Source organism: Flavobacterium sp. WC2409, assembly GCF_041200085.1.
In the GTDB taxonomy this organism is placed as follows: domain Bacteria; phylum Bacteroidota; class Bacteroidia; order Flavobacteriales; family Flavobacteriaceae; genus Flavobacterium.
Window position 1 is genome coordinate 2,407,119 of the sequence record NZ_CP165625.1, and the last position, 21,745, is coordinate 2,428,863.

At 32.8% G+C, this 21,745-nt stretch carries 21 protein-coding genes; 11 read left to right on the top strand and 10 right to left on the bottom strand.

Annotated features, from left to right (window positions below; all coding sequences use genetic code 11):
• Positions 1-118 precede the first annotated feature (118 nt).
• Both AB3G34_RS10295 and AB3G34_RS10300 read left to right on the top strand, forming a co-directional pair.
• Positions 119-802: a cell division ATP-binding protein FtsE gene (locus AB3G34_RS10295; RefSeq protein ID WP_367754669.1), complete on the top strand. Its 684-nt coding sequence runs from the start codon at positions 119-121 to the stop codon at positions 800-802.
• A complete protein-coding gene (locus AB3G34_RS10300; protein ID WP_369752382.1) occupies positions 802-1,689 on the top strand; it encodes a glycosyltransferase in 888 nt (295 codons plus the stop codon). Before AB3G34_RS10295 ends, AB3G34_RS10300 begins: the two co-directional genes overlap by 1 nt.
• On the opposite strand, the gene AB3G34_RS10305 is transcribed toward AB3G34_RS10300, so the two are convergent.
• The 3 genes from AB3G34_RS10305 to AB3G34_RS10315 are packed head-to-tail and all read right to left on the bottom strand — an operon-like array spanning position 1,686 to position 4,291.
• Positions 1,686-2,783 carry a glycosyltransferase gene (locus AB3G34_RS10305; protein WP_369752384.1) on the bottom strand — a complete coding sequence of 366 codons (1,098 nt, stop codon included), beginning with the start codon at positions 2,781-2,783 and terminating at the stop codon, positions 1,686-1,688. The two genes, AB3G34_RS10300 and AB3G34_RS10305, sit on opposite strands and share 4 nt — an antisense overlap.
• The gene (locus AB3G34_RS10310) at positions 2,780-3,184 is read right to left on the bottom strand and encodes an FdtA/QdtA family cupin domain-containing protein (RefSeq protein WP_367771550.1); all 405 of its coding nucleotides are present in this window, start codon (positions 3,182-3,184) and stop codon (positions 2,780-2,782) included. Before AB3G34_RS10310 ends, AB3G34_RS10305 begins: the two co-directional genes overlap by 4 nt.
• A 3-nt stretch (positions 3,185-3,187) precedes the next feature.
• Positions 3,188-4,291, bottom strand: a complete 1,104-nt coding sequence (locus tag AB3G34_RS10315) for a glycosyltransferase (RefSeq protein ID WP_369752385.1) — start codon at positions 4,289-4,291, stop codon at positions 3,188-3,190.
• Positions 4,292-4,339: 48 nt separating this feature from the next.
• On the opposite strand from AB3G34_RS10315, the gene AB3G34_RS10320 reads away from it, so the two are divergent.
• Complete coding sequence (locus AB3G34_RS10320; protein ID WP_369752386.1) at positions 4,340-5,221, top strand: glycosyltransferase; 882 nt, start codon at positions 4,340-4,342, stop codon at positions 5,219-5,221.
• 4 nt (positions 5,222-5,225) lie between these two features.
• Here AB3G34_RS10320 and AB3G34_RS10325 read toward each other — a convergent pair whose 3' ends face one another.
• From AB3G34_RS10325 to AB3G34_RS10345, 5 genes are all read right to left on the bottom strand, one after another.
• Positions 5,226-5,984: a transferase gene (locus tag AB3G34_RS10325; RefSeq protein WP_369752387.1), complete on the bottom strand. Its 759-nt coding sequence runs from the start codon at positions 5,982-5,984 to the stop codon at positions 5,226-5,228.
• Positions 5,977-7,464: an oligosaccharide flippase family protein gene (locus AB3G34_RS10330; RefSeq protein ID WP_369752389.1), complete on the bottom strand. Its 1,488-nt coding sequence runs from the start codon at positions 7,462-7,464 to the stop codon at positions 5,977-5,979. The genes AB3G34_RS10325 and AB3G34_RS10330 overlap by 8 nt, the downstream gene beginning before the upstream one ends.
• Before the next feature lie 2 nt (positions 7,465-7,466).
• On the bottom strand, positions 7,467-8,573 hold the full coding sequence (locus AB3G34_RS10335) for a DegT/DnrJ/EryC1/StrS family aminotransferase (protein WP_369752390.1): 1,107 nt from the start codon (positions 8,571-8,573) through the stop codon (positions 7,467-7,469).
• 102 nt (positions 8,574-8,675) lie between these two features.
• Positions 8,676-9,653: a GNAT family N-acetyltransferase gene (locus AB3G34_RS10340; RefSeq protein WP_369752391.1), complete on the bottom strand. Its 978-nt coding sequence runs from the start codon at positions 9,651-9,653 to the stop codon at positions 8,676-8,678.
• Positions 9,654-9,689: 36 nt separating this feature from the next.
• On the bottom strand, positions 9,690-10,292 hold the full coding sequence (locus AB3G34_RS10345; protein WP_367771568.1) for a trimeric intracellular cation channel family protein: 603 nt from the start codon (positions 10,290-10,292) through the stop codon (positions 9,690-9,692).
• 210 nt (positions 10,293-10,502) lie between these two features.
• Here AB3G34_RS10345 and AB3G34_RS10350 point away from each other — a divergent pair, with 210 nt between their 5' ends.
• From AB3G34_RS10350 to AB3G34_RS10385, 8 genes are all read left to right on the top strand, one after another.
• A complete protein-coding gene (locus tag AB3G34_RS10350; RefSeq protein WP_369752392.1) occupies positions 10,503-11,288 on the top strand; it encodes a TrmH family RNA methyltransferase in 786 nt (261 codons plus the stop codon).
• Between the two features lie 43 nt (positions 11,289-11,331).
• The gene (locus AB3G34_RS10355; RefSeq protein WP_369752393.1) at positions 11,332-12,876 is read left to right on the top strand and encodes a serine hydrolase; all 1,545 of its coding nucleotides are present in this window, start codon (positions 11,332-11,334) and stop codon (positions 12,874-12,876) included.
• Between the two features lie 117 nt (positions 12,877-12,993).
• Positions 12,994-15,213, top strand: a complete 2,220-nt coding sequence (locus AB3G34_RS10360; RefSeq protein ID WP_367754694.1) for a bifunctional (p)ppGpp synthetase/guanosine-3',5'-bis(diphosphate) 3'-pyrophosphohydrolase — start codon at positions 12,994-12,996, stop codon at positions 15,211-15,213.
• A 161-nt stretch (positions 15,214-15,374) separates the two neighbouring features.
• A complete protein-coding gene (locus tag AB3G34_RS10365) occupies positions 15,375-15,854 on the top strand; it encodes a Fur family transcriptional regulator (RefSeq protein WP_367771579.1) in 480 nt (159 codons plus the stop codon).
• A 91-nt stretch (positions 15,855-15,945) separates the two neighbouring features.
• Positions 15,946-17,217, top strand: coding sequence for an adenylosuccinate synthase (locus AB3G34_RS10370; protein ID WP_367754698.1), 1,272 nt, complete (start codon positions 15,946-15,948; stop codon positions 17,215-17,217).
• Positions 17,218-17,309: 92 nt separating this feature from the next.
• Complete coding sequence (locus AB3G34_RS10375) at positions 17,310-18,338, top strand: cellulase family glycosylhydrolase (protein WP_367771581.1); 1,029 nt, start codon at positions 17,310-17,312, stop codon at positions 18,336-18,338.
• A 30-nt stretch (positions 18,339-18,368) separates the two neighbouring features.
• Positions 18,369-18,950 (top strand): NUDIX domain-containing protein, encoded by a 582-nt coding sequence (locus tag AB3G34_RS10380; protein ID WP_369752394.1) that lies wholly within the window; start codon positions 18,369-18,371, stop codon positions 18,948-18,950.
• A 21-nt stretch (positions 18,951-18,971) separates the two neighbouring features.
• On the top strand, positions 18,972-19,856 hold the full coding sequence (locus AB3G34_RS10385) for a DMT family transporter (RefSeq protein ID WP_369752395.1): 885 nt from the start codon (positions 18,972-18,974) through the stop codon (positions 19,854-19,856).
• A gap of 395 nt (positions 19,857-20,251) precedes the next feature.
• Here the strand turns inward: AB3G34_RS10385 and AB3G34_RS10390 are convergent, their stop codons facing one another.
• Positions 20,252-20,938 carry an aspartate/glutamate racemase family protein gene (locus AB3G34_RS10390; RefSeq protein WP_369752396.1) on the bottom strand — a complete coding sequence of 229 codons (687 nt, stop codon included), beginning with the start codon at positions 20,936-20,938 and terminating at the stop codon, positions 20,252-20,254.
• A gap of 249 nt (positions 20,939-21,187) precedes the next feature.
• Positions 21,188-21,730 carry a hypothetical protein gene (locus tag AB3G34_RS10395; protein WP_367771592.1) on the bottom strand — a complete coding sequence of 181 codons (543 nt, stop codon included), beginning with the start codon at positions 21,728-21,730 and terminating at the stop codon, positions 21,188-21,190.
• Positions 21,731-21,745 lie beyond the last annotated feature (15 nt).

Genomic DNA, 21,745 nt, shown 5'->3' on the forward strand with positions numbered 1-21,745 from the left:
AATTGTTATTCCCTTTTATTATGAACAAATGTTTTAACAAAAAATAAAAAAAATTAGAATTGATAATTGATAATTGACAATTGATAATTACTTTTACCCAATAAACAATTTTTCAATTATGTCTCAAACTGTACTGTCTTTAAAAAACGTAACCATTTATCAAGAAGATAAAGTAATTTTATCTAATGTAAACTTGGAAGTAAACCATGGTGAATTTTTATACATCATCGGAAAAACAGGATCAGGTAAGAGTAGCTTAATGAAAACACTTTATGCTGATATGCCTTTGACTGAAGGCGAAGGACATATAGTCGATTTTGATCTAGTTACATTAAAAGAAGATGACATTCCTTTTTTAAGAAGAAAAATTGGTATCGTATTTCAAGATTTCAAATTATTGCCCGATCGCTCAATCAAAGACAACATGTTATTTGTCCTTAAAGCGACAGGATGGGTTGATAAAAATGAAATGGATCGTAAAATTGACGAGGTTTTAGACAAAGTAGGAATGAAAGCCTACGCAATGAAAATGCCACATCAAATTTCGGGTGGTGAACAACAACGTGTCGCTATTGCTAGAGCTTTACTTAACGACCCTGAGTTGATCCTTGCAGATGAACCTACTGGTAACCTTGACCCACAAACAAGTGCTGAAGTTCTAGAAGTTTTAAGAAGCATTAATGCTAATGGAAAAACGATTATAATGGCAACGCATGATTATGCCTTATTAATGAAATTTCCATCGAAAACATTGAAATGTGAAGACACTAAAATCTTTGAAGTAGTTCAAAGAACAGTGTAATGCTCTCCATTCTTATTCCAATATACAATTACAATGCCTATCCTTTAGTTCAGGAATTGCAAAAGCAATGCATGAAATGTGAAATTGATTTTGAAATTCTTTGCCAAGATGATGCCTCTCAATCCCCACTAAACCAGTTTAATGAAAATATAAATTTACTCCCAAATTGTAATTTTATGTCATTAGATAAAAATATTGCCCATCGCGAAAACAGAAATTCGCTAGCTAAAAAATCTAAATTCGATAATTTACTTTTCATAGATGGTGATTCCATAATTTTGAATACCAATTATATCCATAATTACGTGGAGAATATTCATGATAGTGATGTAATTTATGGTGGCCGATTACATCCTGAAAAATGCCCTTCAAATCTTCAAAAACTAAGATGGAAATACGGTAAATTTATTGAAGATCAACCAACCTTAAATCGAAAAAAAACTCCCTACAAATCATTACTTTTTAATAACACTTTGATTAAAAAAAAATGTTTTAACAAAGTAAAATTTGACAAAAGCATCATTAAATATGGTCATGACGATACTCAACTTTCTTTCCAGTTAGCTTTATTACAAGCCAAAGTTAACCATATTGAAAACCCTGTTGAACACGGTGACATCGATACAAACTTAGTTTATTTAAAAAAAACAAAAGAAGCTTTAGAAAATTTAATGCTCCTATATGAGAATCGACAAATTGACGGAAAGTTTGTGAAATTAATTTTTTTATTTGAGTGGCTGAGCAATTTAAAATTAACCTATTTAATATCTCAGTGCTATCTTTTTTTCGAAAAAAGGTTAATCAAAAACTTGAAAGGAAACAATCCTAATTTAGTTGTTTTTACATTGTTTAGAATTGGTTATTTCTGTACAATTAAAAGAAGCTAATTATTTTTTATAATATTTTCAAAAAGTGCATTCCATTGTAACATTATAATATCCAAATCATAATCGGCAACTGATTCACGGGCTTTTTTACCTAGTTGTCTTCGTAAAACAGCATCTTCAATAAGTACACTAAGTTGTTCTACAAAAAGCTGCTCCTTTCCTTCCGGTACAAGAATTCCATTTTCTCTATTTGTTATAATTGCTCTTGGTCCTACTGGACAATCATATGCAACACAAGGTAAACCGGACGCCATAGCTTCAATAAGCACCATGGGAAATCCTTCAAAACGGGAAGTCATTACAAACAGAGAAGCATTATTATATTTTTCTTCAATATTCATTACTGGTTTATGGAATCGTACCGTAGCATTAATATTTAATTTTTCAGCGACAGTCTCCAATGGTTTTAAATCATCACCATATATTTCTAGAATCCAATCAGGGTGTTTTACTGCTGTTTTTTGCCAAATCAACAGCAATCGATCTAGCCCTTTTTCATACGAATTTCTAGCTACTGTAATTACTTTCTTATTTTCTAATGGATTATCGGCGGTCACTTTCAACCAAGATGGATTAGGAATAATGGTGTAGTTCAACACATCCCATTCTTGTAAACTCTCATTGGATAAAGCTATAAATCGCTTGTATTTTTGTGCTCCCAAGTTTTTGAATTTATATTTAAAAAATTGAATTCCTTTAAAAAAAAAGGAAGCCTTCATTTTATTTTCTTGTATGTATTTTGAACCATGACACTCAAACACCAAAGGTATATTTGAATTGAGAAAAAATGGAATTGTAAATGCTTTCAACCCATTATCACAAACAATAATAATATCTGGTTTTATAATTGAGATTTGGAGTTTTAAACTATTTATATAATCCTTAAAAAACTGAAAAACACTACCTTTTAAAATCATATCGTGGAATACAATTCCAGAATTAAAATTATAAAAAGGACTCGTATTTCCATCATTTTGGGTAAGAATATGAATGTCATATCCCCATTTCTCAATAAGACTATTTGTTTTTACCGAAAGCACTCGTGCCACGCCTCCTTCAGTATTACAACTGGGAACGATGTATAGAAGTCTCATTTTTTAGAACTCATAAATGCATCATAATCTCTAATATAATCTTGCTCAATAAATTCATCCGAGGCCAAAACCAAACAAACAGCGCCAGAGGAAAAGTTTTCCAATTCTCTCCAAATCCCGTTTGGAATATATAATCCGATATTAGGTTTATTTAATCCAAATGATTTCTTTTCGAATCCATCATTGAGTACTACCTCAAAACTACCACTCAAAGCGATTAATACTTCCTGTTGCTCTATATGCGAATGTCCTCCTCTAAAAGCATTACTTGGCACATCAAAAAGATAGTACACCCGCTTGAATTCAAACGGTAAAACATCTTTTTGAATAAACCCTAAATTCCCACGCACATCTTCTACGACAGGAATTTTTATTAATTGAATTGCTTCTATTTTTGTCATTTTTTAGTTGGTACTTATTTGCATCAAATCTAACCATTGTTGCCCGATATTCTCTAATAGAAACGGACTAATACTTTCTATAGTGTTCTGTTTGCAATTTTGATATAAAGAATCATCTGTAACCATTTCATTAATGGCACTAGTCAGTTTTTGCCAATTCTGGTTTTCAACCAAAATTCCATTTTTGTGATGATGTATCATTTCTTTTGGACCAGAAGGACAATCAAAAGAAACAACGGGAGTGCCACAAGCCAATGATTCTAAGATAACATTTGGCATTCCTTCATTTTTACTGCTCAATACTAGGAATTTTGCTGCTTTCAAATATTTATAAGGATTGTCTTGATACCCTAAAAAATGAACGAAACCTTCCATTTTTACTTTTTTAACTGCCATTTCCAAATCAGTTCTATCACCTTCACCCAAAATTAAAAGATGAATTTGTTTTTCAGGCAAAACAGAATTCCCATAACTTGAAATCAACTGATTAAACTGCTTAATGGGATTTTCAAACTGGCCGATAGCAATAATATAATCAAAGGTTATATCAATCTTTTCTATACTTTTTTCATTAACCTCAACAATGTTAACGGGATTAGGAATCGTAACAACATTTTTTAAATTATGTTTTTGTTCGATTAGCGATTTCATATCAGGAACAAGCGCCACATTTGCATAACAATGATTGTACATGAATCGTGTCAACCCTGAAATATTAGGCATATAATGATCAATTAAAAAACTATGAACCGTAAATATGGTTTTGGTATTGTAAATCCATCGCGAAATCACAAGCTCTTGAATGACTTTAGTTCTAAACCTAAAATCAATTATAAAATCAAAATCATTGCTATTTAAATAATTTCGCAATGCCGTTAATCGTTTGAATTTATTGAAAATACCATTAGAACTATTTTTCAACAAACCTAAATTCACCAACTTCCCTGCATACGGAAAAGAGACTTCATCGATAACCGTAATAATATGCACTTCAATTCCTTTACTTTCGAAAAAAAGAGACAGATTCGCCATCACTTTATCACCTCCGCCACCGCTCAAACGGTAACCAATTAAAGCAATTTTATATTTTTTGTTAGGCAATATCATTATCGATTTCTTATTTTCGTATCAAATATATAACTCTTTTAAAAAGATATGCAAGATAAAGCATTAGTTACCATTATTTGCTTGTGCTACAATCAGGAAGCGTTTGTATTGGAAAGCTTAGAATCTGTTATCAAACAAGAGTACAAAAACATTGAACTTATTATTATTGATGATTGCAGTACCGATAATTCTAAAACTACAATTGAGAAATGGATAGTTGACCATCCAGAGGTACAATTTATAACTAATAAAACCAACTTAGGGATTACAAAAGCATTTAATAAAGGGTTGAAACTTGCCAAAGGCACCTACATTATTGATTTGGCTGCTGATGATGTTTTGCTTCCCAATTGTGTAAGTCTTCAAGTCAATACTTTTAAAAATAGCAACTATAAAAATCTAGGAGTTGTCTATGGTAATGCAGCTTTGATTACTGAAAAAGGGCTTTTTGACTCCTATTATTTTGCAGTAAACCAAGATAAAAAAGTAATTCAAAAACGAGTTACTGGCGATATTTACGCCTCAGTTCTTATTGGTGGAAATAGCATTTGTTCTGTTAGCAGTATGATTAAAAAATCAGTTTTTGAGGATCTAAAAGGATATGATGAAACCCTAGCTTATGAAGATTTGGATTTTTGGATTCGTTCTTCTCGAAACTATTCATTCGATTTTATTGATGAAATTCTGATTCAAAAAAGAATAGTATCCAATTCTATGGGAACCGATTTTTATAAGAAAAAAAATAAAATCAACCATTCGACTTATGTTATTTTGAAAAAAGCAATGTACCTCAATCGCTCCAAAACAGAAAATAAAGCGCTATTAAAACGCGTTCATTTCGAGATGATTTTGGCCTATAAAAATCAAGATTTCGCCTTACTATCTAAATATATTTATCTAGAAATAAGACTTCGATTTTCATTTATATAAAGCGTTAATGAACGGTTAAAAATGCCTCCAAAGCCATACGTTCTCCATCCCAATCTCTTGAAATATTAGTTCGTATCAATTTTGCTGGCATTCCTGCCAATAAACAATTTTGCTCGAGTTGCGAATAGTCCTTATTGCACAAACTATTAGAAGCAATTGTACAATAATCCGGCGTGTTGGTCCCCGCCATAACCGAAACTCTTCCTCCTACATAATTATAATTCCCAATATGAATGGCACTAGTGATTTTGTAGCGCTCACCTGTACTTGTGTCAATCATTTGATGAAAATTAGTATCAATAATCTGAGATTCCGGTCCAAAACGAGCATAATCACCTAAAACCACTTTTTCTATACAGGTTAATTTTGAATTCGAACCTAAAGAAGCCATATGCCCTAATTCACAATACCCATCCTTACCCACATAAATGAAATAGTCCTTACCAAATTGCACCTGCCCTTTAAAAACTAATTTACCAGTGATATTAATTTCTGCGATTCCGCTAGCCACTGTATTCATTTCATAATCTTGACCAAAACCAATCATTCCTCTTAGTATGGGTGCCGCAATTTCAATTTCGCCAGTAATCAAAGTAAGTTTTACTTTTCCATAAAAAAATACAGGTAACTTTTTTGCTGTTGCAAAAGGGAATTTTTTAAAATTAAAATAGAGTGTTTTTGTCCAATTTACGGAATAGTAAAATCGTATTTTGTAAAAAAACAATCGCAATTTATCATATTGATTTTTAATAATATCAGCCATTTTTTTTCTTGATTAAAGCATTAAAAACGGATTTCAACTCCATTTTTTTATTGATGTGAAACAACACATAACTAACGGAAACCAAAATCATGATAAACATTAAACTGTATTTTACAATCGGATTTGGTATATATCTCAATAAAAAAGTAATACCGCATAGAAAAATACAAACGAGATAAGTAAGGTAAAAATCTTTTTCAAAATACAGCCCATACCTTTTTTTGGAAATGATTTTTAATCCTACAAAATGAATGATATAATAGATTAAAAAGCTGAAACCAAGTCCTTCCAATCCATAGTACGTATAACCTAAAATATTCAATAACAAAGATATAACATTAAAACCAATAGCTGTTCGCAAAAACATTTTGGAATCTCCTTTTGCAATTAAAACAAATCCCATAGACCAAGAAACCGCTCTAAAAAGCATCCCTATTATTCCAAAACAAACCATCGGAATTATCAAATTAAATGATTCGGTATAAATCACTTTTACAATCAAAGGAACAAAGGTGAGGAACAAAATAATGATTGGCGTTATTATTAAAATCGAAATATAAGATTGCTGCATTACGCTTTCTCTTACTTTCTCGTTATCCTCACTTATGGCAGATAGTCTTGGAAAATAATCGGTGCTCATGACTGTAAAAATAATCCCAACATAGGAGTTTAGTAACGTAAAACCTGCATTGTAAAATCCTACTTCCTCTAATCCGCCTGTTTTCCCAATATAAATTTGAATTAAATAAGTTGTCACTAAAGTGAGTAATCCACTTATGGTTAATAGAATTCCTAATTTAACAACATTTTTTCCTTCGCTAATTACTTGCTTGGTATTTATCACTTCCTTTTGTATTCCCAATTGGTTCGAAAAGTAAAATGAAAACACTAAAGCTGATAAAGACACCACTATGATTGTGGGTATTATAGCGTCAATTCGATAACAATAATACAACGGAATTGAGACCAACAACCCCAATAAATTGCCATAAAAATTGGCTTTGGCTAAAAGACGCATTTTTCTCAATCCTTGCAAAACTACTAATTGACCCGAGCTAAGTTGCCTGAACAAAACTGTAATGGAAATAAAAATAAAAGCAGTCGCATAGTGGGTATTCCCAAAAGTAAGTGTGCTCAACCAAGAAGAAAAAACCACAGTTAATAACGTTCCAAATATTCCCGTAATCAAAACCAATTTTCTAACAATTGTCACAATTCTTGAAACACTTTTTAAGTCATTCTCTTTATAATCTCCAGAAATGTGTTTGACCGCGCTCGTTTCAATTCCTAAACTAGTAGCACCATTTATTGTGTTTAAAGCTGAATTTAGCAATGTAATAATTCCCATTCCTCCTGGACCAATAAAAACAGCAATCAGCTTAGTACGAATTATCGAAATGATAATATTTAAAAACTGTACACCACCAAAAAGCGAGGTCGTTTTTAAAATTTGGAGATAGGAAGATTTTTGGTCTGTCATCTCTAATAGTTATTTAGAGTTGCAATAACAAAATCAATTTCTTTCATTGTTAAAGCAGGATTTAAAGGCAAACTCAAAACCTCATTGTGAATTTTCTCCGTAATAGGAAATGACCATTCATTCCAGTTTTTCAAAGCTTTTTGTTTGTGTGCTGGAATAGGATAATGAATTACGGTTTCAATTCCGTTTTTCAATAAATAAGCTTGTAATTCGGCTCTATTTTTTGTTCGAATAACAAACAAATGAAAAACATGATTAGTAGACAAATCCCAAAATGGAAGCACAACTTTATCGTTTTTAATTTCTGATAAATAGCGTTTGGCAATTGCTCTTCGCTTATCATTCTCAGCATCTAAATGCGGTAATTTCACATTCAAAAAAGCGGCTTGTAATTCATCCAATCTTGAATTTACTCCTATATAATCAGTATAATATTTAGTTTCAGAACCATAGTTTCTAAGTGTTGAAACTACTTTTGCCAGTTCTTCGTCATTAGTAACTACCGCCCCTCCATCTCCCAAAGCGCCTAGATTTTTCCCTGGGTAAAAACTGTACGCTTGGGTATTCCCGCTTTCGAATTTCGACTTTTGACTTTCGACCTCAAAAAAAGCACCATGAGACTGAGCAGCATCTTCAATTACCAATAAATCATTAGCAAAAGCGACTTCATTTATCTGATTCATTTCTGCTAGTTGCCCATATAAATGAACAGCTAGAATGGCTCTGGTTTTTGAAGTGATTTTTTCTTCAATCAAGTCAGGATTAAGATTGTAGGTTTCCAACTTTGGCTCGACTAAAACTGGAACTAAATCGGCTTCTAGAATCGCCAAAATACTTGCTATATAAGTATTCGCGGGCACAATAACTTCGTCTCCTTTTTGCAATTTACCCAGCTGAATGTATCCTTTGAAAATTAATACCAATGCGTCAAATCCATTACCTACTCCTATGCAATATTCTGATTTACAAAACTGGGCAAAATTAGTCTCAAATTCCTTTACTTCATTTCCTAAAATATACCAACTACTATCTAAAACCGATTTCAATTTATCTTGAAAAGCAGTTTCATATTGTGCATTGATTTTTTTTAAATCCAGAAATGGTATCATTTAAAAAGGTTTAAGGTTTAAGGTTTAAGGTTTAAGGTTTAAGGTTTAAGGTTTAAGGTTTAAGGTTTAAAATTGCCGAAATTGTATTGATTAAAAAAGGTTTTATACTAATATGTTCTCCAATTTGGAATAATTAATTGTATCCACTTCATAGAAATCATGAACTATCGTGCTGGCACCAAAACTTTCTTTCCAGTAAGATAACCCTTCATTGAGTTTTTTCCCTTGGGCTTCATTCGAAACTCCAAAATCAAAAAATCGTTTTTCAGCAAATACTTTATGAATTAAATAATCATATAAAAAATCCAAACTCCCTAGGTTTTCGTCTTTTTCAAATTTGGATATGTATTGACAATGCACCACTGTTTCTGTTTCAAAAACAGTAGTCCCAGCCACTATTTTTCCTTGATAACACACATTGAACTGTCTAATATTAGTAGGAAAATCTTTTTTTAATCGCACTATTTCTTCTAAGGAATGGACTGGTTTTGCTTTGTGCCGATTTGCTAGATTAGGAATCAATATTTCGGTCCAAAAAGATTCGAAATCCGTTTCTTCTTTAATCTCTAATCCCAACTTTATCCCTTTTTGAATCCCTCTTTTTCTAATTTTCGAAAAAGAAAATTCCTTTTTTAAATCAATTACGGATAAGGTATCTCTCCGAATTAATTTGGCATCAGCCAAAAACAAAGCATAAAGCAATTCCTCGGCTGGTTTTTTATGGTAAATGGAAGGCGTTGTTTTTAAAATTAATTTTTCGATTTTATTTTCATTTAAAAAAGCCAAAACACTCTTAAAAATAGCAATAACCGAAGCTAAGATCGTTTTTTCAGTATATACTAATCCTCCATAAGTCAATCCTTGATGAGAATGAACCACATTACCAACGCTATTGGCAGGAAGAACGGCTACCCAAGTATCACCATTCAAAATTACTAAAGAATTATCTTGAAATCGCTCTTTATGATAGTCCATAAAATCACGATGAAAAAGGAAAGTAGCATTTTTGGCTTGACCAATAAAACTATTCCAATTACCATAATCACTTTCTAGGTATTGTTTGACGGTGTATTTAATCACAATTAATTTTTAAACTTCGTGAAAGTAACTAATTTTTTATTTACTTTCAAAAGTAGGCAAATACCATTTGAATTTAACCGCCATCAATCGCACCGAAATAATGACCAGCGAAGTTATTAGATATAAAAAATCATCATTAAGATTAAATTTTTTCAGGATAAAAAAGACGACTCCTCCAAGAATACAAATAGTAGCATAAATTTCTTTTCTGAAAATTACTGGTATTTCGGTACATAAAATATCCCGAATAACTCCACCAAAACAAGCCGTCATTGTACCTAAAGCTATACATATCAAAGGGTGCAAACCAATACCGATTCCTTTTTCGAGACCAATTAAAGTAAAAACACCTAGCCCAATTGTATCAAATAAAAACAAGGACGTTCGTAATCGATCAAATTTCTTTCTGAAAACGATAGCTAAAACAAAAGCAAGAACAATGATATAAACGTACTCTAAATCGACCATCCATCCCACAGGTGTTCTCCCAATCAAGACATCACGTAAAGTTCCTCCTCCAACAGCAGTTACAAAAGCAATAATAAAGACGCCAAAAGCATCCATTTTTTTACTCATGGCCGTTAATGCTCCTGACATAGCAAAAGCCAAAGTTCCTATAATATCTAATAAATGAAACATGAAATCTTTTGGATTTTAAATTGAAGAAATGCAATTGCTCAAAAAAACAATTGGGACAAAATTAATTAAAATTAGTGGTGAAAAATGGTAATTAAAAACTTAAATCCACTTTATCCTTTTAGATTGCTAAATATTCTATTTTAAATTTATAATTCTGCATTTTCTCTGTGTATATTTGTTTCCTATATAATAATTAAATTTTAGAGTCTCTTGAAACAAATCACTTCTATTCAAAATCCATTCATAAAATCTTTGGTATTATTACAAGAAAAAGCGAAGAATCGCAAGCAAAGCGGTACGTTTTTAATGGAAGGAAAACGGGAGATTTCATTAGCGCAAAAAGGAGGATATGAATTAGAAACGGTTTTATTTTATCCTGAAATTTGTTCTGAAAATGAGGCCAAAAAATTAGCGCCAAATACCGAATTAATAGAAATTAATAAAGAAGTTTTCCAAAAACTGGCGTATCGCGATACTACCGAAGGGATTTTGGCTGTAGCCAAAACAAAATCGATGCAATTGACTGATTTGAAGTTATCAGAAAACCCATTAATACTAGTTGCCGAAGCACCTGAAAAACCAGGAAATATTGGTGCATTATTGCGCACTGCCGATGCTGCTAATCTTGATGCTGTTATTATTGCCAATCCAAAAAGCGATTTATACAACCCAAATATTGTTCGCTCCAGTGTAGGTTGTTTATTTACCAACCAAATTGCGACTGGAACAACTGCCGAAATTATTTCTTTTTTGAAAAAAAGAAACATTAATTTCTATTGCGCCACCTTACAAAACTCGACTTCCTATCATACCCAAGACTACACTACCCCAACTGCTTTAGTTGTAGGTACAGAAGCTACCGGCTTGACCCAAGAATGGCGCGATGCAGCCACTCAAAACATCATCATTCCCATGCAAGGAGAAATTGACAGTATGAACGTTTCTGTAGCTGCAGCGATTTTAATTTTTGAAGCCAAAAGACAAAGAGGGTTTTAGGTTAGACCTTAAAAAACAAAAATCATTTTTAATACCCATTAGCATGAAAAAATATCTATTTGTAGCCATTACATTAATTGCAACTACATTCTCATTTGCACAAATTACAGCCTCAGAAGTTGATCAATTAGTGAATCGTACTTTAACTGCTTTTAATGTTCCTGGAATTGCAGTTGCAATCATCAAAGATGGAAAAATAGTTTTAGCCAAAGGGTATGGTGTGAAATCTATAGCAACCCAAGAAAAAGTGGATGCAAATACGCTTTTTGGAATTGCTTCAAACAGTAAAGCCTTTACAAGTGCCTCTTTAGCTATTTTAGTTGATGAAGGAAAAATAAAATGGGATGATAAAGTCATCAAATACCTTCCCAATTTCAGGATGTACAATGATTATGTAACCCAAGAATTTACCATTCGAGACTTATTAACCCATAGAAGTGGTTTAGGTTTGGGTGCAGGAGATTTAATGATTTGGCCTGACGGTAGTAATTTTACTGCTCAAGATATAATCGTGAACCTTCAGTATTTAAAACCCGTTTCTCCATTTAGAACTAAATATGATTATGATAATCTGTTATACATCGTTGCAGGAGAAGTAATTCATGTAGTTAGTGGTAAAAGTTGGTGCGATTTTATTGAAGAGCGCATCATGAAGCCATTGGAAATGAACAATAGCGCAGCTTCCTATGTTCGATTAAAAGACACTACAAATATTATTGCTCCGCATGTTCCTATTAATGGGAAGTTGAAAGTCATTAAAAGATACCAAAACCAATTATTCGATGCTGCAGCTGGAATTTATTCTAGTGTAAATGATTTGAGTAAATGGGCCATTATGCAAATGAATAATGGAAAATACGGTCCCGAAAATAAACAATTGTTCTCCGAAAAAGAACACGATGAAATGTGGCAATTGCAAACGATTATTCCAACCAAAACAAGAGCGCCTTACAATACTCATTTTAACGGTTATGGATTAGGTTGGTTTTTAAGTGATGTAAAAGGATACAAACAAGTGACACACACTGGAGGATTAGAAGGAATAGTTACTCAAACTACTTATATTCCGGAGTTACAATTAGGAATTATTGTTTTAACTAACCAACAATCGGGTGCCGCATTTAGCGCAATAACCAATACCATTAAAGACAGTTACCTAGATATTAAGTCAGAAGATTATGTAACGCTTTATAGTAGTCGATTGAAAGAGCATGAAGACTCTGCCGATAAAGTAACTGACGAAGTTTGGGCTACCGTTGCCAAAAATAAAAAAGACAATTTAAAACCCGATTATAAAGGAATTCTAGGAACATATAAGGACAATTGGTTTGGAGAAGTGGTCATCAGTGAAAAAAAAGGAAGATTATTCTTTGAATCTCAGCGTTCTTCACAACTAAAAGGAGAAGTGTTTTTCTATAAAGAAGGAAACTATGTTGTGAAATGGAATAATGCTTATTTTCATGCCGATGCCCATCTCTTTTTCAAATATGACGCAACAGGAAAAGCTACTACACTCAAAATGAATCCGATATCTGAATTGACTGATTTTAGCTATGATTTCCAAGACTTAGATTTCATTCGATTATAAGGCTAAATAGGCTTTAAACCGAGAAAAAAAACACTCAAAATATATTTTTTACGCATTAATTTATTGCTTGCATATATGCAAACTTATCGTTATTTTTAGGAATTGAACCATGCCGTTATGATAGAAATAGACATCGAAAAAGAAAATAAAGCAATTGCTCAAGAATATAAAGAATTACTTCGCATCAGTTACCAAACCTTAACTCCCGAAGATAAAAAACTAATTCGAAAAGCATTTGATGTTGCTGTAGAAGCGCATAAAGACCAGCGAAGAAAATCTGGTGAAGCTTATATATTTCATCCTATTGCTGTTGCAAAAATTGTTGCTTCTGAAATAGGTTTGGGAGCCACTTCTATTGCTGCGGCTTTAATGCATGATGTTGTTGAAGACACTCCCACTACAGTAAAAGATATTGAACGCATGTTCAATCCAAAAGTGGCACAACTTGTCGAAGGGTTAACTAAAATTTCTTTGGTTCAAAAAGACATGAATGTGTCTATGCAGGCCGAGAATTTTCGTAAAATGTTATTGACACTTAATGATGATGTACGTGTAATCCTTATAAAAATTGCCGACAGATTGCATAACATGCAAACTATGGAGTCAATGGAGAATTACAAACAAGTTAAAATTGCCTCTGAAACCTTATACATCTATGCTCCTCTAGCTCATCGTTTGGGATTGTATAATATTAAAACCAAGCTTGAAGACTTAGGTTTAAAATATACGGAACCTGCCGTTTTCAATGATATTGTTAGTAAAATAAAAGAAACCAAAGAACAGCAAGATGCTTATATCAAGGATATTTCGGATATTCTTAAAACAGCATTAGATGCTGAAGGAGTAGAATACATTATCAAAGGTCGACCAAAATCCATCTACTCTATCCGCAGAAAAATGAAAGCGCAAAACGTGAGTTTTGATGAAGTTTATGACAAATTTGCCCTTCGCATCGTTTATAAATCAAATCCACACGATGAAAAATTTCTAGCTTGGAAAATTTATTCAATCGTTACCGATCATTACAGGCCAAGTCCTAGCCGATTACGAGATTGGATTTCGTCTCCTAAATCAACGGGGTACGAAGCGCTACATATTACCGTCATGGGACCCAAAGGACGTTGGGTAGAGATTCAAGTTCGCTCGGAACGTATGGATGAAATTGCCGAAAAAGGGTATGCTGCGCATTACAAATACAAAAATGGAGCTACTGAAGAAAGCGGATTGGATGTTTGGCTTAATCTGTTAAAAGAAGCACTAGAAAATTCAGAAAGCAGTGCAGTAGATTTTGTCGAAGATTTCAAAATGAATTTATACTCCAAAGAAATCTACATTTTTACGCCAAAAGGAGATATTAAATCGCTGCCAAAAGGCGCCACTTCACTGGACTTTGCTTTTAGTATTCACTCCGAAATAGGAATCAAAACCCGTGGAACTAGAGTCAACGGAAAATTAGTTCCTTTAAATTACGAGTTGAAAAGTGGTGATCAGGTTGAAATAATAACCTCTCCAAACCAGAAACCTACTATCAACTGGCTCGATTATGTAACCACTTCGAGAGCAAAAAATAAAATTAGAAATGTATTAAATGAGAATACAAAGAAAATTGCTGAAGATGGAAAAGAACTACTTACCAGAAAACTAAAACACCTTAAAGTAACACTAAACGAAGGTGTAGTCAATGAACTAGTAAACTTCTTCCATCTCAAAACGAGTTTGGATTTATTTTACAGAGTAGGTATCGGATCCATAGAGAACCAACAGTTGAAAGACTTTGCCGCTCAAAAAAGCAATACTTTAATAAATTTCTTTAAAAATAAAATCAAACGTTCCGGCAGTACTGCAGATGTTGATATTCACAAACCCATGTTGAATAGCAATTATGATATGCTTGTTTTCGGTAAAGAGCAAGACAAACTGGACTACAAACTATCTGCTTGTTGTAATCCGATTCCAGGAGATCAAGTTTTTGGTTTTGTAACTATTAATGAAGGAATAAAAGTCCACAAAAAAGATTGTCCTAATGCCATCGCTATGCAATCCAATTATGCCTACCGAATCATGCAAGCCAAATGGATTGATTCTTCACAGCAAGAGTTTAAAGCAATCCTTAATATTACAGGAATGGATACTTTGGGACTTACTAACGAATTAACAAAAGTAATCTCAAACAACATGAATGTAAACATTCAAAGTATCTCCCTTAGTGGTGATGCTGGTTTATTTAAAGGGCAAGTTATTGTTATTGTTCAAAACATCACCATCTTGAAAAAACTGATTGACAATATTAAAAAAATTGATGGAGTTGACAAAGTATCAAGAGTATATCAAAAATAATTAACCTGTGAATTTTTGTATTAAAAACAGAATATTGATGTGGATAGATTGTCAAAATTGCCATTTATAAAAACTGTTTTTGTTTCAAAACTCACAAAATTATCCCCTTATACTTATTTAAACTTGAAAACTATTAAAATAAAAAATTATCTTTGCCAGATATGACACTCATTTCCACAAATAATAACAAAAACCAAGAAATTGTAAAAAATGTTTTTACAATGTATCTTGAGCAAAAAGGACATAGAAAAACACCTGAACGTTACTCTATTCTTCAGGAAATTTACGAAAGTGAAGAACATTTTGATATAGAAAATCTGTATATCAAAATGAAAAACAAAAACTATCGCGTGAGTAGGGCCACTTTATACAACACAATTGAATTGTTATTAGACTGTGCTCTAGTACGTAAACATCAGTTTGGTCAAAATCAAGCACATTACGAGAAGTCCTATTTCGACAAACAACACGATCACATCATCATGACAGATACTGGTGAAGTAATTGAGTTTTGTGACCCTAGAATACAAAGCATAAAAAAAACGATTGAAGAAATATTTGATATTGAAATTACCAATCACTCTTTGTATTTATACGGTGTTAAGAAAAAATCAAAACCCGATAGTGCGGTTGAAGAATAACAAAAAAGAACAAAAAGTTAAAAAATATTATAGCAGAAATTAATCAGTACGGACGACATAAAAGTGGTCTCAACAACAAATAATAATTAGAATGACTGTAGATTTATTACTAGGATTACAATGGGGAGATGAAGGAAAAGGAAAGATAGTTGACGTTCTTACCTCAAAATACGATATTATTGCTCGTTTTCAAGGTGGCCCAAACGCTGGACATACTTTAGAATTTGACGGAATAAAACACGTGCTTAGAACTATTCCTTCTGGAATTTTTCATGGAAATAACATGAATATCATTGGTAATGGTGTTGTAATTGACCCAGTTGTTTTTAAAGGAGAAATTGATGGTTTGGCTAAATTTAATTTGGATATCAAATCGAAATTAATCATTTCAAGAAAAGCACATTTAATTTTACCAACGCACCGTTTACTGGATGCTGCTTCTGAAGCTTCAAAAGGAAAAGCAAAAATTGGTTCTACTCTTAAAGGAATTGGACCAACTTACATGGACAAAACTGGTAGAAACGGTATTCGTGTTGGAGATATTGAACTAGAAGATTTCGCAGCACGTTATAGAGCTTTAGCTGACAAGCATGAAGCAATGATTGCCTTTTATGATGTAAATATTCAATACAACTTAGAAGAACTAGAAAAAGAATTTTTTGAATCAATCGAAGATTTAAAAAAATTAGATTTTATTGATAGCGAAGAATACTTACACCAAGCTCAAAAAGCGGGTAAATCAATCTTATGTGAAGGAGCTCAAGGTTCATTGCTTGATGTTGATTTTGGAACGTATCCATTTGTAACTTCTTCTAATACTACTGCAGCTGGTGCATGTACAGGATTAGGAATTGCTCCAAACAAAATCAAAGAAGTTTTTGGAATTTTCAAAGCATACGTAACACGTGTAGGTAGCGGACCATTCCCTACTGAACTTTTTGACGAAGACGGTACTACAATGGCACGCGTAGGAAATGAATTTGGATCTGTAACAGGAAGACAAAGACGTTGCGGATGGTTAGACTTAGTAGCATTAAAATATGCTGTTCAAGTTAATGGTGTAACACAATTGATAATGATGAAAGGAGATGTTCTTTCTGGATTCGAAACTTTGAAAGTGTGTACGGATTACAATTATAAAGGTCAAAAAATTGCGCATTTCCCTTATAACATTGAGCCAGAAAATGTAACTCCAGTTTACAAAGAGTTCAAAGGATGGAAAGCGGATTTGACTGGTATGACAACATACGATGAATTACCAATCGAACTAAAAGAATATATCGAATATATCGAACAAGAAGTGGAAGTTCCTATAAAAATTGTTTCTGTAGGACCAGACAGAAAGCAAACGATATTAAAATAAATTAATTAACGTCCCGATATATCGGGGCGTTTTTTTTTATAAAAAATGTATTTTTACCCTTCAAAATAGAGATTTGTAAAAAATATAATTTTATGACACAGGCTACAAACAATATTTTCTCTTCGCTCCTTTTTCTGTTTTTGATTATTTTTTCTTCTTGCAAGAAAGAAGATTTACCTATTTCAAATGCGAGTAATTTAGCCTACTCTGTTACGGGTTCAAAAATTATATACAAAGCAAAACCCGTTCAACTCATTGGAGCCAATGCCTTTCATGTATTTAGTGTAGGCAGTCAAGACATGAACAGTTGGAATCTTGATATAGTGAGGGAATTCATTGGAAATGTTATAGAAACTCCAATCACAGCTGGTCCTATACAATCTACTAACGGATCGTACCTCTATTCATTGCAACGTATCGTAGATGACAATCGCATCAACGGTAAAATCACAATCCTTTGTGCTTTTGGTTGGGATGGAAACAGTCCAACTGAATTTACTGGAAAAAAACCCACGCAAACTTTCTGGTGGAATGATTATAAAGCGAAGTTAGCACAATGGGCGGTTCAGTTTAAGTACCAACCTGATGTTTGGATTGAAGTATGGAACGAACCCTATCAATATGATAGAGGCGATGGATATACCGATACGCTATGGATGAACGACATGAATGAATTGACATCGATAATAAGAAACACTGGAAATCCAAATATAATCCTAATCCCATGTGCCGAACAAGGCCAAGACGAGAGTGTTTTATTAAATAAAGCAACTGAATTCTTGGTCAACAAATCAAATATTTTATTTGACATTCATGCCTACGAAAAATGGCTTTTAGATACTCCAAATTCAATTAATTCCCGCTTAAGCCAGTTACAAAATAAAAAAATACCAATTATCTTTGGAGAAACGGCTCCCATGAATGCTGGCGTTCTAATGAATCCAAAATCCTTTTTAGACATCCTTTCTACCCGTGGAATTTCGGTTTGTGCTTGGGTTTGGAAAAAAGATGGTACTGATCATGATGCATTATTAACTGCTTCAGGTCTTCCAAATGACACTAACAATAATAATTGGGGAAGTACATTTAAAAATCTTAGTTTAACTCCTAGAAATCCTTAATTTTAACACTCAAAAATCAATATACATCACATGCAAAACCCTGAAATAAAAATCAAACAAACTGACCTACTATCCGACAACTGGTACATTCTAAACAGAGTCACTTTTGATTATCAAAAAAAAGATAATTCTTGGATTACTCAAAAAAGAGAAGTCTATGACCGAGGTAACGGTGCCGGTATTTTACTTTATAATTCTAAAGAAAAAAAAGTAATCCTAACTCGTCAATTTCGATTACCCACTTACCTTAACGGAAATCAAAGCGGAATGATGATTGAAGTTTGTGCCGGACTTTTGGATGCCGATCATCCAGAACAATGCATCATTAGAGAAACCGAAGAAGAAACGGGTTATCGACTAACCACAGTTCATAAAGTAATGGAAACCTATATGTCTCCTGGGGCAGTAACTGAGATTTTATATCTTTTTGTAGGTGAATATGATGAATCCATGAAAGTAAGTGATGGTGGCGGAGTAGCACATGAAGAAGAAAATATTGATGTATTAGAAATGTCCTATGACGAAGCATATGCTATGATTGATAACGGACAAATAAAAGATGCCAAAACAATTATGCTCTTACAATATGCGAAAATACACAATCTTGTTTGATATAAAATACATCCTTAAAAAATGAATAATCAAACAAAAGGCGTTTTATTTGCCTTGACTGCAACTTTACTTTGGTCTGTAAATATGGTTATTGCCAGTGGTATAAAAGGGCATATTCCACCTGTAGGATTGGCGTTTTGGCGATGGACAATTGCTTGTGTGGCTTTGGCTCCTTTCGCGTTAAAGAGCACCATAAAACACAAAACTATTTTACTACACAATAAAGGATATCTGGTTGTAACAGCTATTTTAGGAATTACCATTTTCAATACGTTGATTTACTTCGCTGGCAAAACCACCTCGGCAGTCAATTTGTCTTTGATCGCAATTTCGATTCCGTTATTTATTGTTGTCTTATCCCGAATTGCCTTTAAAGAAAAAGTGGCTGCCATACGGATTCTGGGTATTGCAACCATTATTACAGGTGTTTTAGTACTAATAACCAAAGGATCTTTACAAGCATTACTGGAAATAAATTTTACAATTGGTGATTTATTAATGCTACTTGCTTGTTTTTTCTTTGCGAGTTACACTATTTTGGTACGGCTCAAACCCAAAGAAATTCCGTCAAATGTATTTTTATTTACCGTCTTTGTTATAGGAACCGTTCTATTGTTCCCGTTTTATCTATGGGAACATTTCTATTATAAAAAAGTTGTTTTTGATGCTACCACAATTTATGCTACAACTTATGTTGGGATATTCGCTTCCTTAATTTCCTATTACTTATGGAATGAAGCCATTCGGTTAATAGGAACCAATAAAACAGCATTGATTTATTATTTAATCCCTGTTTTTAGTGGAATATTAGCTTACTTTTTTCTAGATCAAGCTATCATTTTAACTCAAATAATAAGTATGGGAATTATTATTACGGGGCTATTATTGACTAATAAAAAAGGGTAATTTTAAGAATTGGAATAAAACAATTTAATTTCTTTGCAAACGCTACGATTTTTCTACCTATTTAAGTAGGTACTCGTCACAGATAAACACCCGAGTATTGACAATAAGCGAGAGCCTATAGTACCTCTTTTTATTTTGTTTGGCGATATAGTTTAGTGTGGTAGCTTCGTTCTTCGCTATGACTTTCTTTGTGAAATCGTATTGTTTTCTCAGTTTGCGTTAAAAGACGGGATAGTTCACCCCGTTGAGTCATTGCGAGGAACGAAGCAATCTCATTCCGTTTTTCCATCCTAAAAATTCAAAATTTGATAGCATATTTTCAAACCATGCCAATTATCAATTCCAATTCACTTTTAGATTTTAATTGTCGAAAGTCTTTGTTTTCACGGATTGAATCAGTTCTTTGAAACAATGTACTCCACTATGGCTTGTGAATGTATTTTAGTTGTGTCAAAAATTGGAATAGTAAAATCGTCTTGACTTATCAACAACGGTATCTCAGTACAACCTAAAATAATGCATTCTGCTCCGTCCTCAACTAATTCATTTACAATTGAAATGTATTTTTTCTTTGTTTCTGGATTTACAAATCCAACTCCTAATTCTTCTTTGACTGTCTGTTGAATATAATCTCTAGTTTCTTGTTTTTTGGGTGTCAATACTTCAAGCCCAAACTCTTCCAGTTTTTCTCTATAAAAGTCCATTTCCATTGTGAACTTTGTTCCCAGTAGTCCCACTTTTTTAAATCCACACTTGTTAATCGCTTTTGCTGTTTCTGCTCCAATATGAATGATAGGTAAATTGATTGTCTCTTGTAATTTGTCGGCAAAAAGATGTGCCGTATTTGCACACAAAACAATACTATCAACCCCATTTTTCTTTAGACTTTGACAAGCATTCAGCAAAAGTTCAAATGAGTTTTCCCAACCGACCGCTTGAATGTCTCCAAAATTTAAAGAGTAGATAATACATTCCGCAAAGTTTAATCCACCTAATTCAGCATTGACTCCTTCGTTGATGAATTTGTAATAATCCATGGTCGAAACCCAACTAATTCCGCCTACTAAACCTACTTTATTCATATCCTTTTTGTTTATTACACTTTTGCCAACTTATTTCAGGACGATAGCGTATCGATTTTATAAGTGGTCCAAAAAACATTTTGTTTCGGTTATCCGCGTTGCAAACGCTATTATTTTTTTTTCTAATTTAAGTAGGTCCTCGTCATAGACGAGAACCAGATGATTTGCTACATCATCTTAAATACAAAACCAATTTCAAATTAAGCCTAAAACCCAAATTGCTTGTAGCGTGTGTTAGCAAACGTATCTTTATATTGAGCCAGTTTGTTCAACTTTTTCTAATTTCCATTTCCCATTTTCTTTTTCAATAGAAACTTCATAATTGGCTCCACATTTAGTTCCGCAACCATATAATACTTTTAAAGTTCCTTTTTCTTTTGTCGAGTTGAACTTAATAGGATAAAAATAGAGAGCACCAGCAAATTCAAAATCATATTTTGTTTCCCATATTTCATCATTAGTATTTCTGGGGAATTCGGAAATACTTTTAAATTCAAACTTGCGATTGTTATATTTCTTTAAGTCTAATTTATATTTTTCAATATCTATTGCTAATACAATTCTTGTTGTATCTTTTTCAAGTAATACTTTTCTAGCTTCAATACTTATCAAATCAGGAAACTTAAAATACAACCTTCCGTCTTGATATGTAGAATCTACTATTTCTGTAAAGACTTCAGAAAAAACTTCACTTTCAAAATCGTAGAAATTTTTTTTCTGCACTTCTTTCTTTTTACAACTAAAAAAGAAAAAAGTGAGTAAGATTAGAAATATGATTTTTGCAGTTTTCATCTCGATATGTTTGCC

What these genes read in the sequence shown, in the direction of transcription:
- AB3G34_RS10325 (WP_369752387.1), bottom strand. Translation starts at nt 5,984, where the DNA reads ATGGCTGATATTATTAAAAATCAATATGATAAATTGCGATTGTTTTTT.
- AB3G34_RS10360 (WP_367754694.1), top strand. Translation starts at nt 12,994, where the DNA reads ATGATAGAAATAGACATCGAAAAAGAAAATAAAGCAATTGCTCAAGAA.
- AB3G34_RS10295 (WP_367754669.1), top strand. Translation starts at nt 119, where the DNA reads ATGTCTCAAACTGTACTGTCTTTAAAAAACGTAACCATTTATCAAGAA.
- AB3G34_RS10355 (WP_369752393.1), top strand. Translation starts at nt 11,332, where the DNA reads ATGAAAAAATATCTATTTGTAGCCATTACATTAATTGCAACTACATTC.
- AB3G34_RS10330 (WP_369752389.1), bottom strand. Translation starts at nt 7,464, where the DNA reads ATGACAGACCAAAAATCTTCCTATCTCCAAATTTTAAAAACGACCTCG.
- AB3G34_RS10380 (WP_369752394.1), top strand. Translation starts at nt 18,369, where the DNA reads ATGCAAAACCCTGAAATAAAAATCAAACAAACTGACCTACTATCCGAC.
- AB3G34_RS10370 (WP_367754698.1), top strand. Translation starts at nt 15,946, where the DNA reads ATGACTGTAGATTTATTACTAGGATTACAATGGGGAGATGAAGGAAAA.
- AB3G34_RS10395 (WP_367771592.1), bottom strand. Translation starts at nt 21,730, where the DNA reads ATGAAAACTGCAAAAATCATATTTCTAATCTTACTCACTTTTTTCTTT.
- AB3G34_RS10320 (WP_369752386.1), top strand. Translation starts at nt 4,340, where the DNA reads ATGCAAGATAAAGCATTAGTTACCATTATTTGCTTGTGCTACAATCAG.
- AB3G34_RS10300 (WP_369752382.1), top strand. Translation starts at nt 802, where the DNA reads ATGCTCTCCATTCTTATTCCAATATACAATTACAATGCCTATCCTTTA.
- AB3G34_RS10335 (WP_369752390.1), bottom strand. Translation starts at nt 8,573, where the DNA reads ATGATACCATTTCTGGATTTAAAAAAAATCAATGCACAATATGAAACT.
- AB3G34_RS10385 (WP_369752395.1), top strand. Translation starts at nt 18,972, where the DNA reads ATGAATAATCAAACAAAAGGCGTTTTATTTGCCTTGACTGCAACTTTA.
- AB3G34_RS10310 (WP_367771550.1), bottom strand. Translation starts at nt 3,184, where the DNA reads ATGACAAAAATAGAAGCAATTCAATTAATAAAAATTCCTGTCGTAGAA.
- AB3G34_RS10305 (WP_369752384.1), bottom strand. Translation starts at nt 2,783, where the DNA reads ATGAGACTTCTATACATCGTTCCCAGTTGTAATACTGAAGGAGGCGTG.
- AB3G34_RS10390 (WP_369752396.1), bottom strand. Translation starts at nt 20,938, where the DNA reads ATGAATAAAGTAGGTTTAGTAGGCGGAATTAGTTGGGTTTCGACCATG.
- AB3G34_RS10345 (WP_367771568.1), bottom strand. Translation starts at nt 10,292, where the DNA reads ATGTTTCATTTATTAGATATTATAGGAACTTTGGCTTTTGCTATGTCA.
- AB3G34_RS10365 (WP_367771579.1), top strand. Translation starts at nt 15,375, where the DNA reads ATGACACTCATTTCCACAAATAATAACAAAAACCAAGAAATTGTAAAA.
- AB3G34_RS10375 (WP_367771581.1), top strand. Translation starts at nt 17,310, where the DNA reads ATGACACAGGCTACAAACAATATTTTCTCTTCGCTCCTTTTTCTGTTT.
- AB3G34_RS10315 (WP_369752385.1), bottom strand. Translation starts at nt 4,291, where the DNA reads ATGATATTGCCTAACAAAAAATATAAAATTGCTTTAATTGGTTACCGT.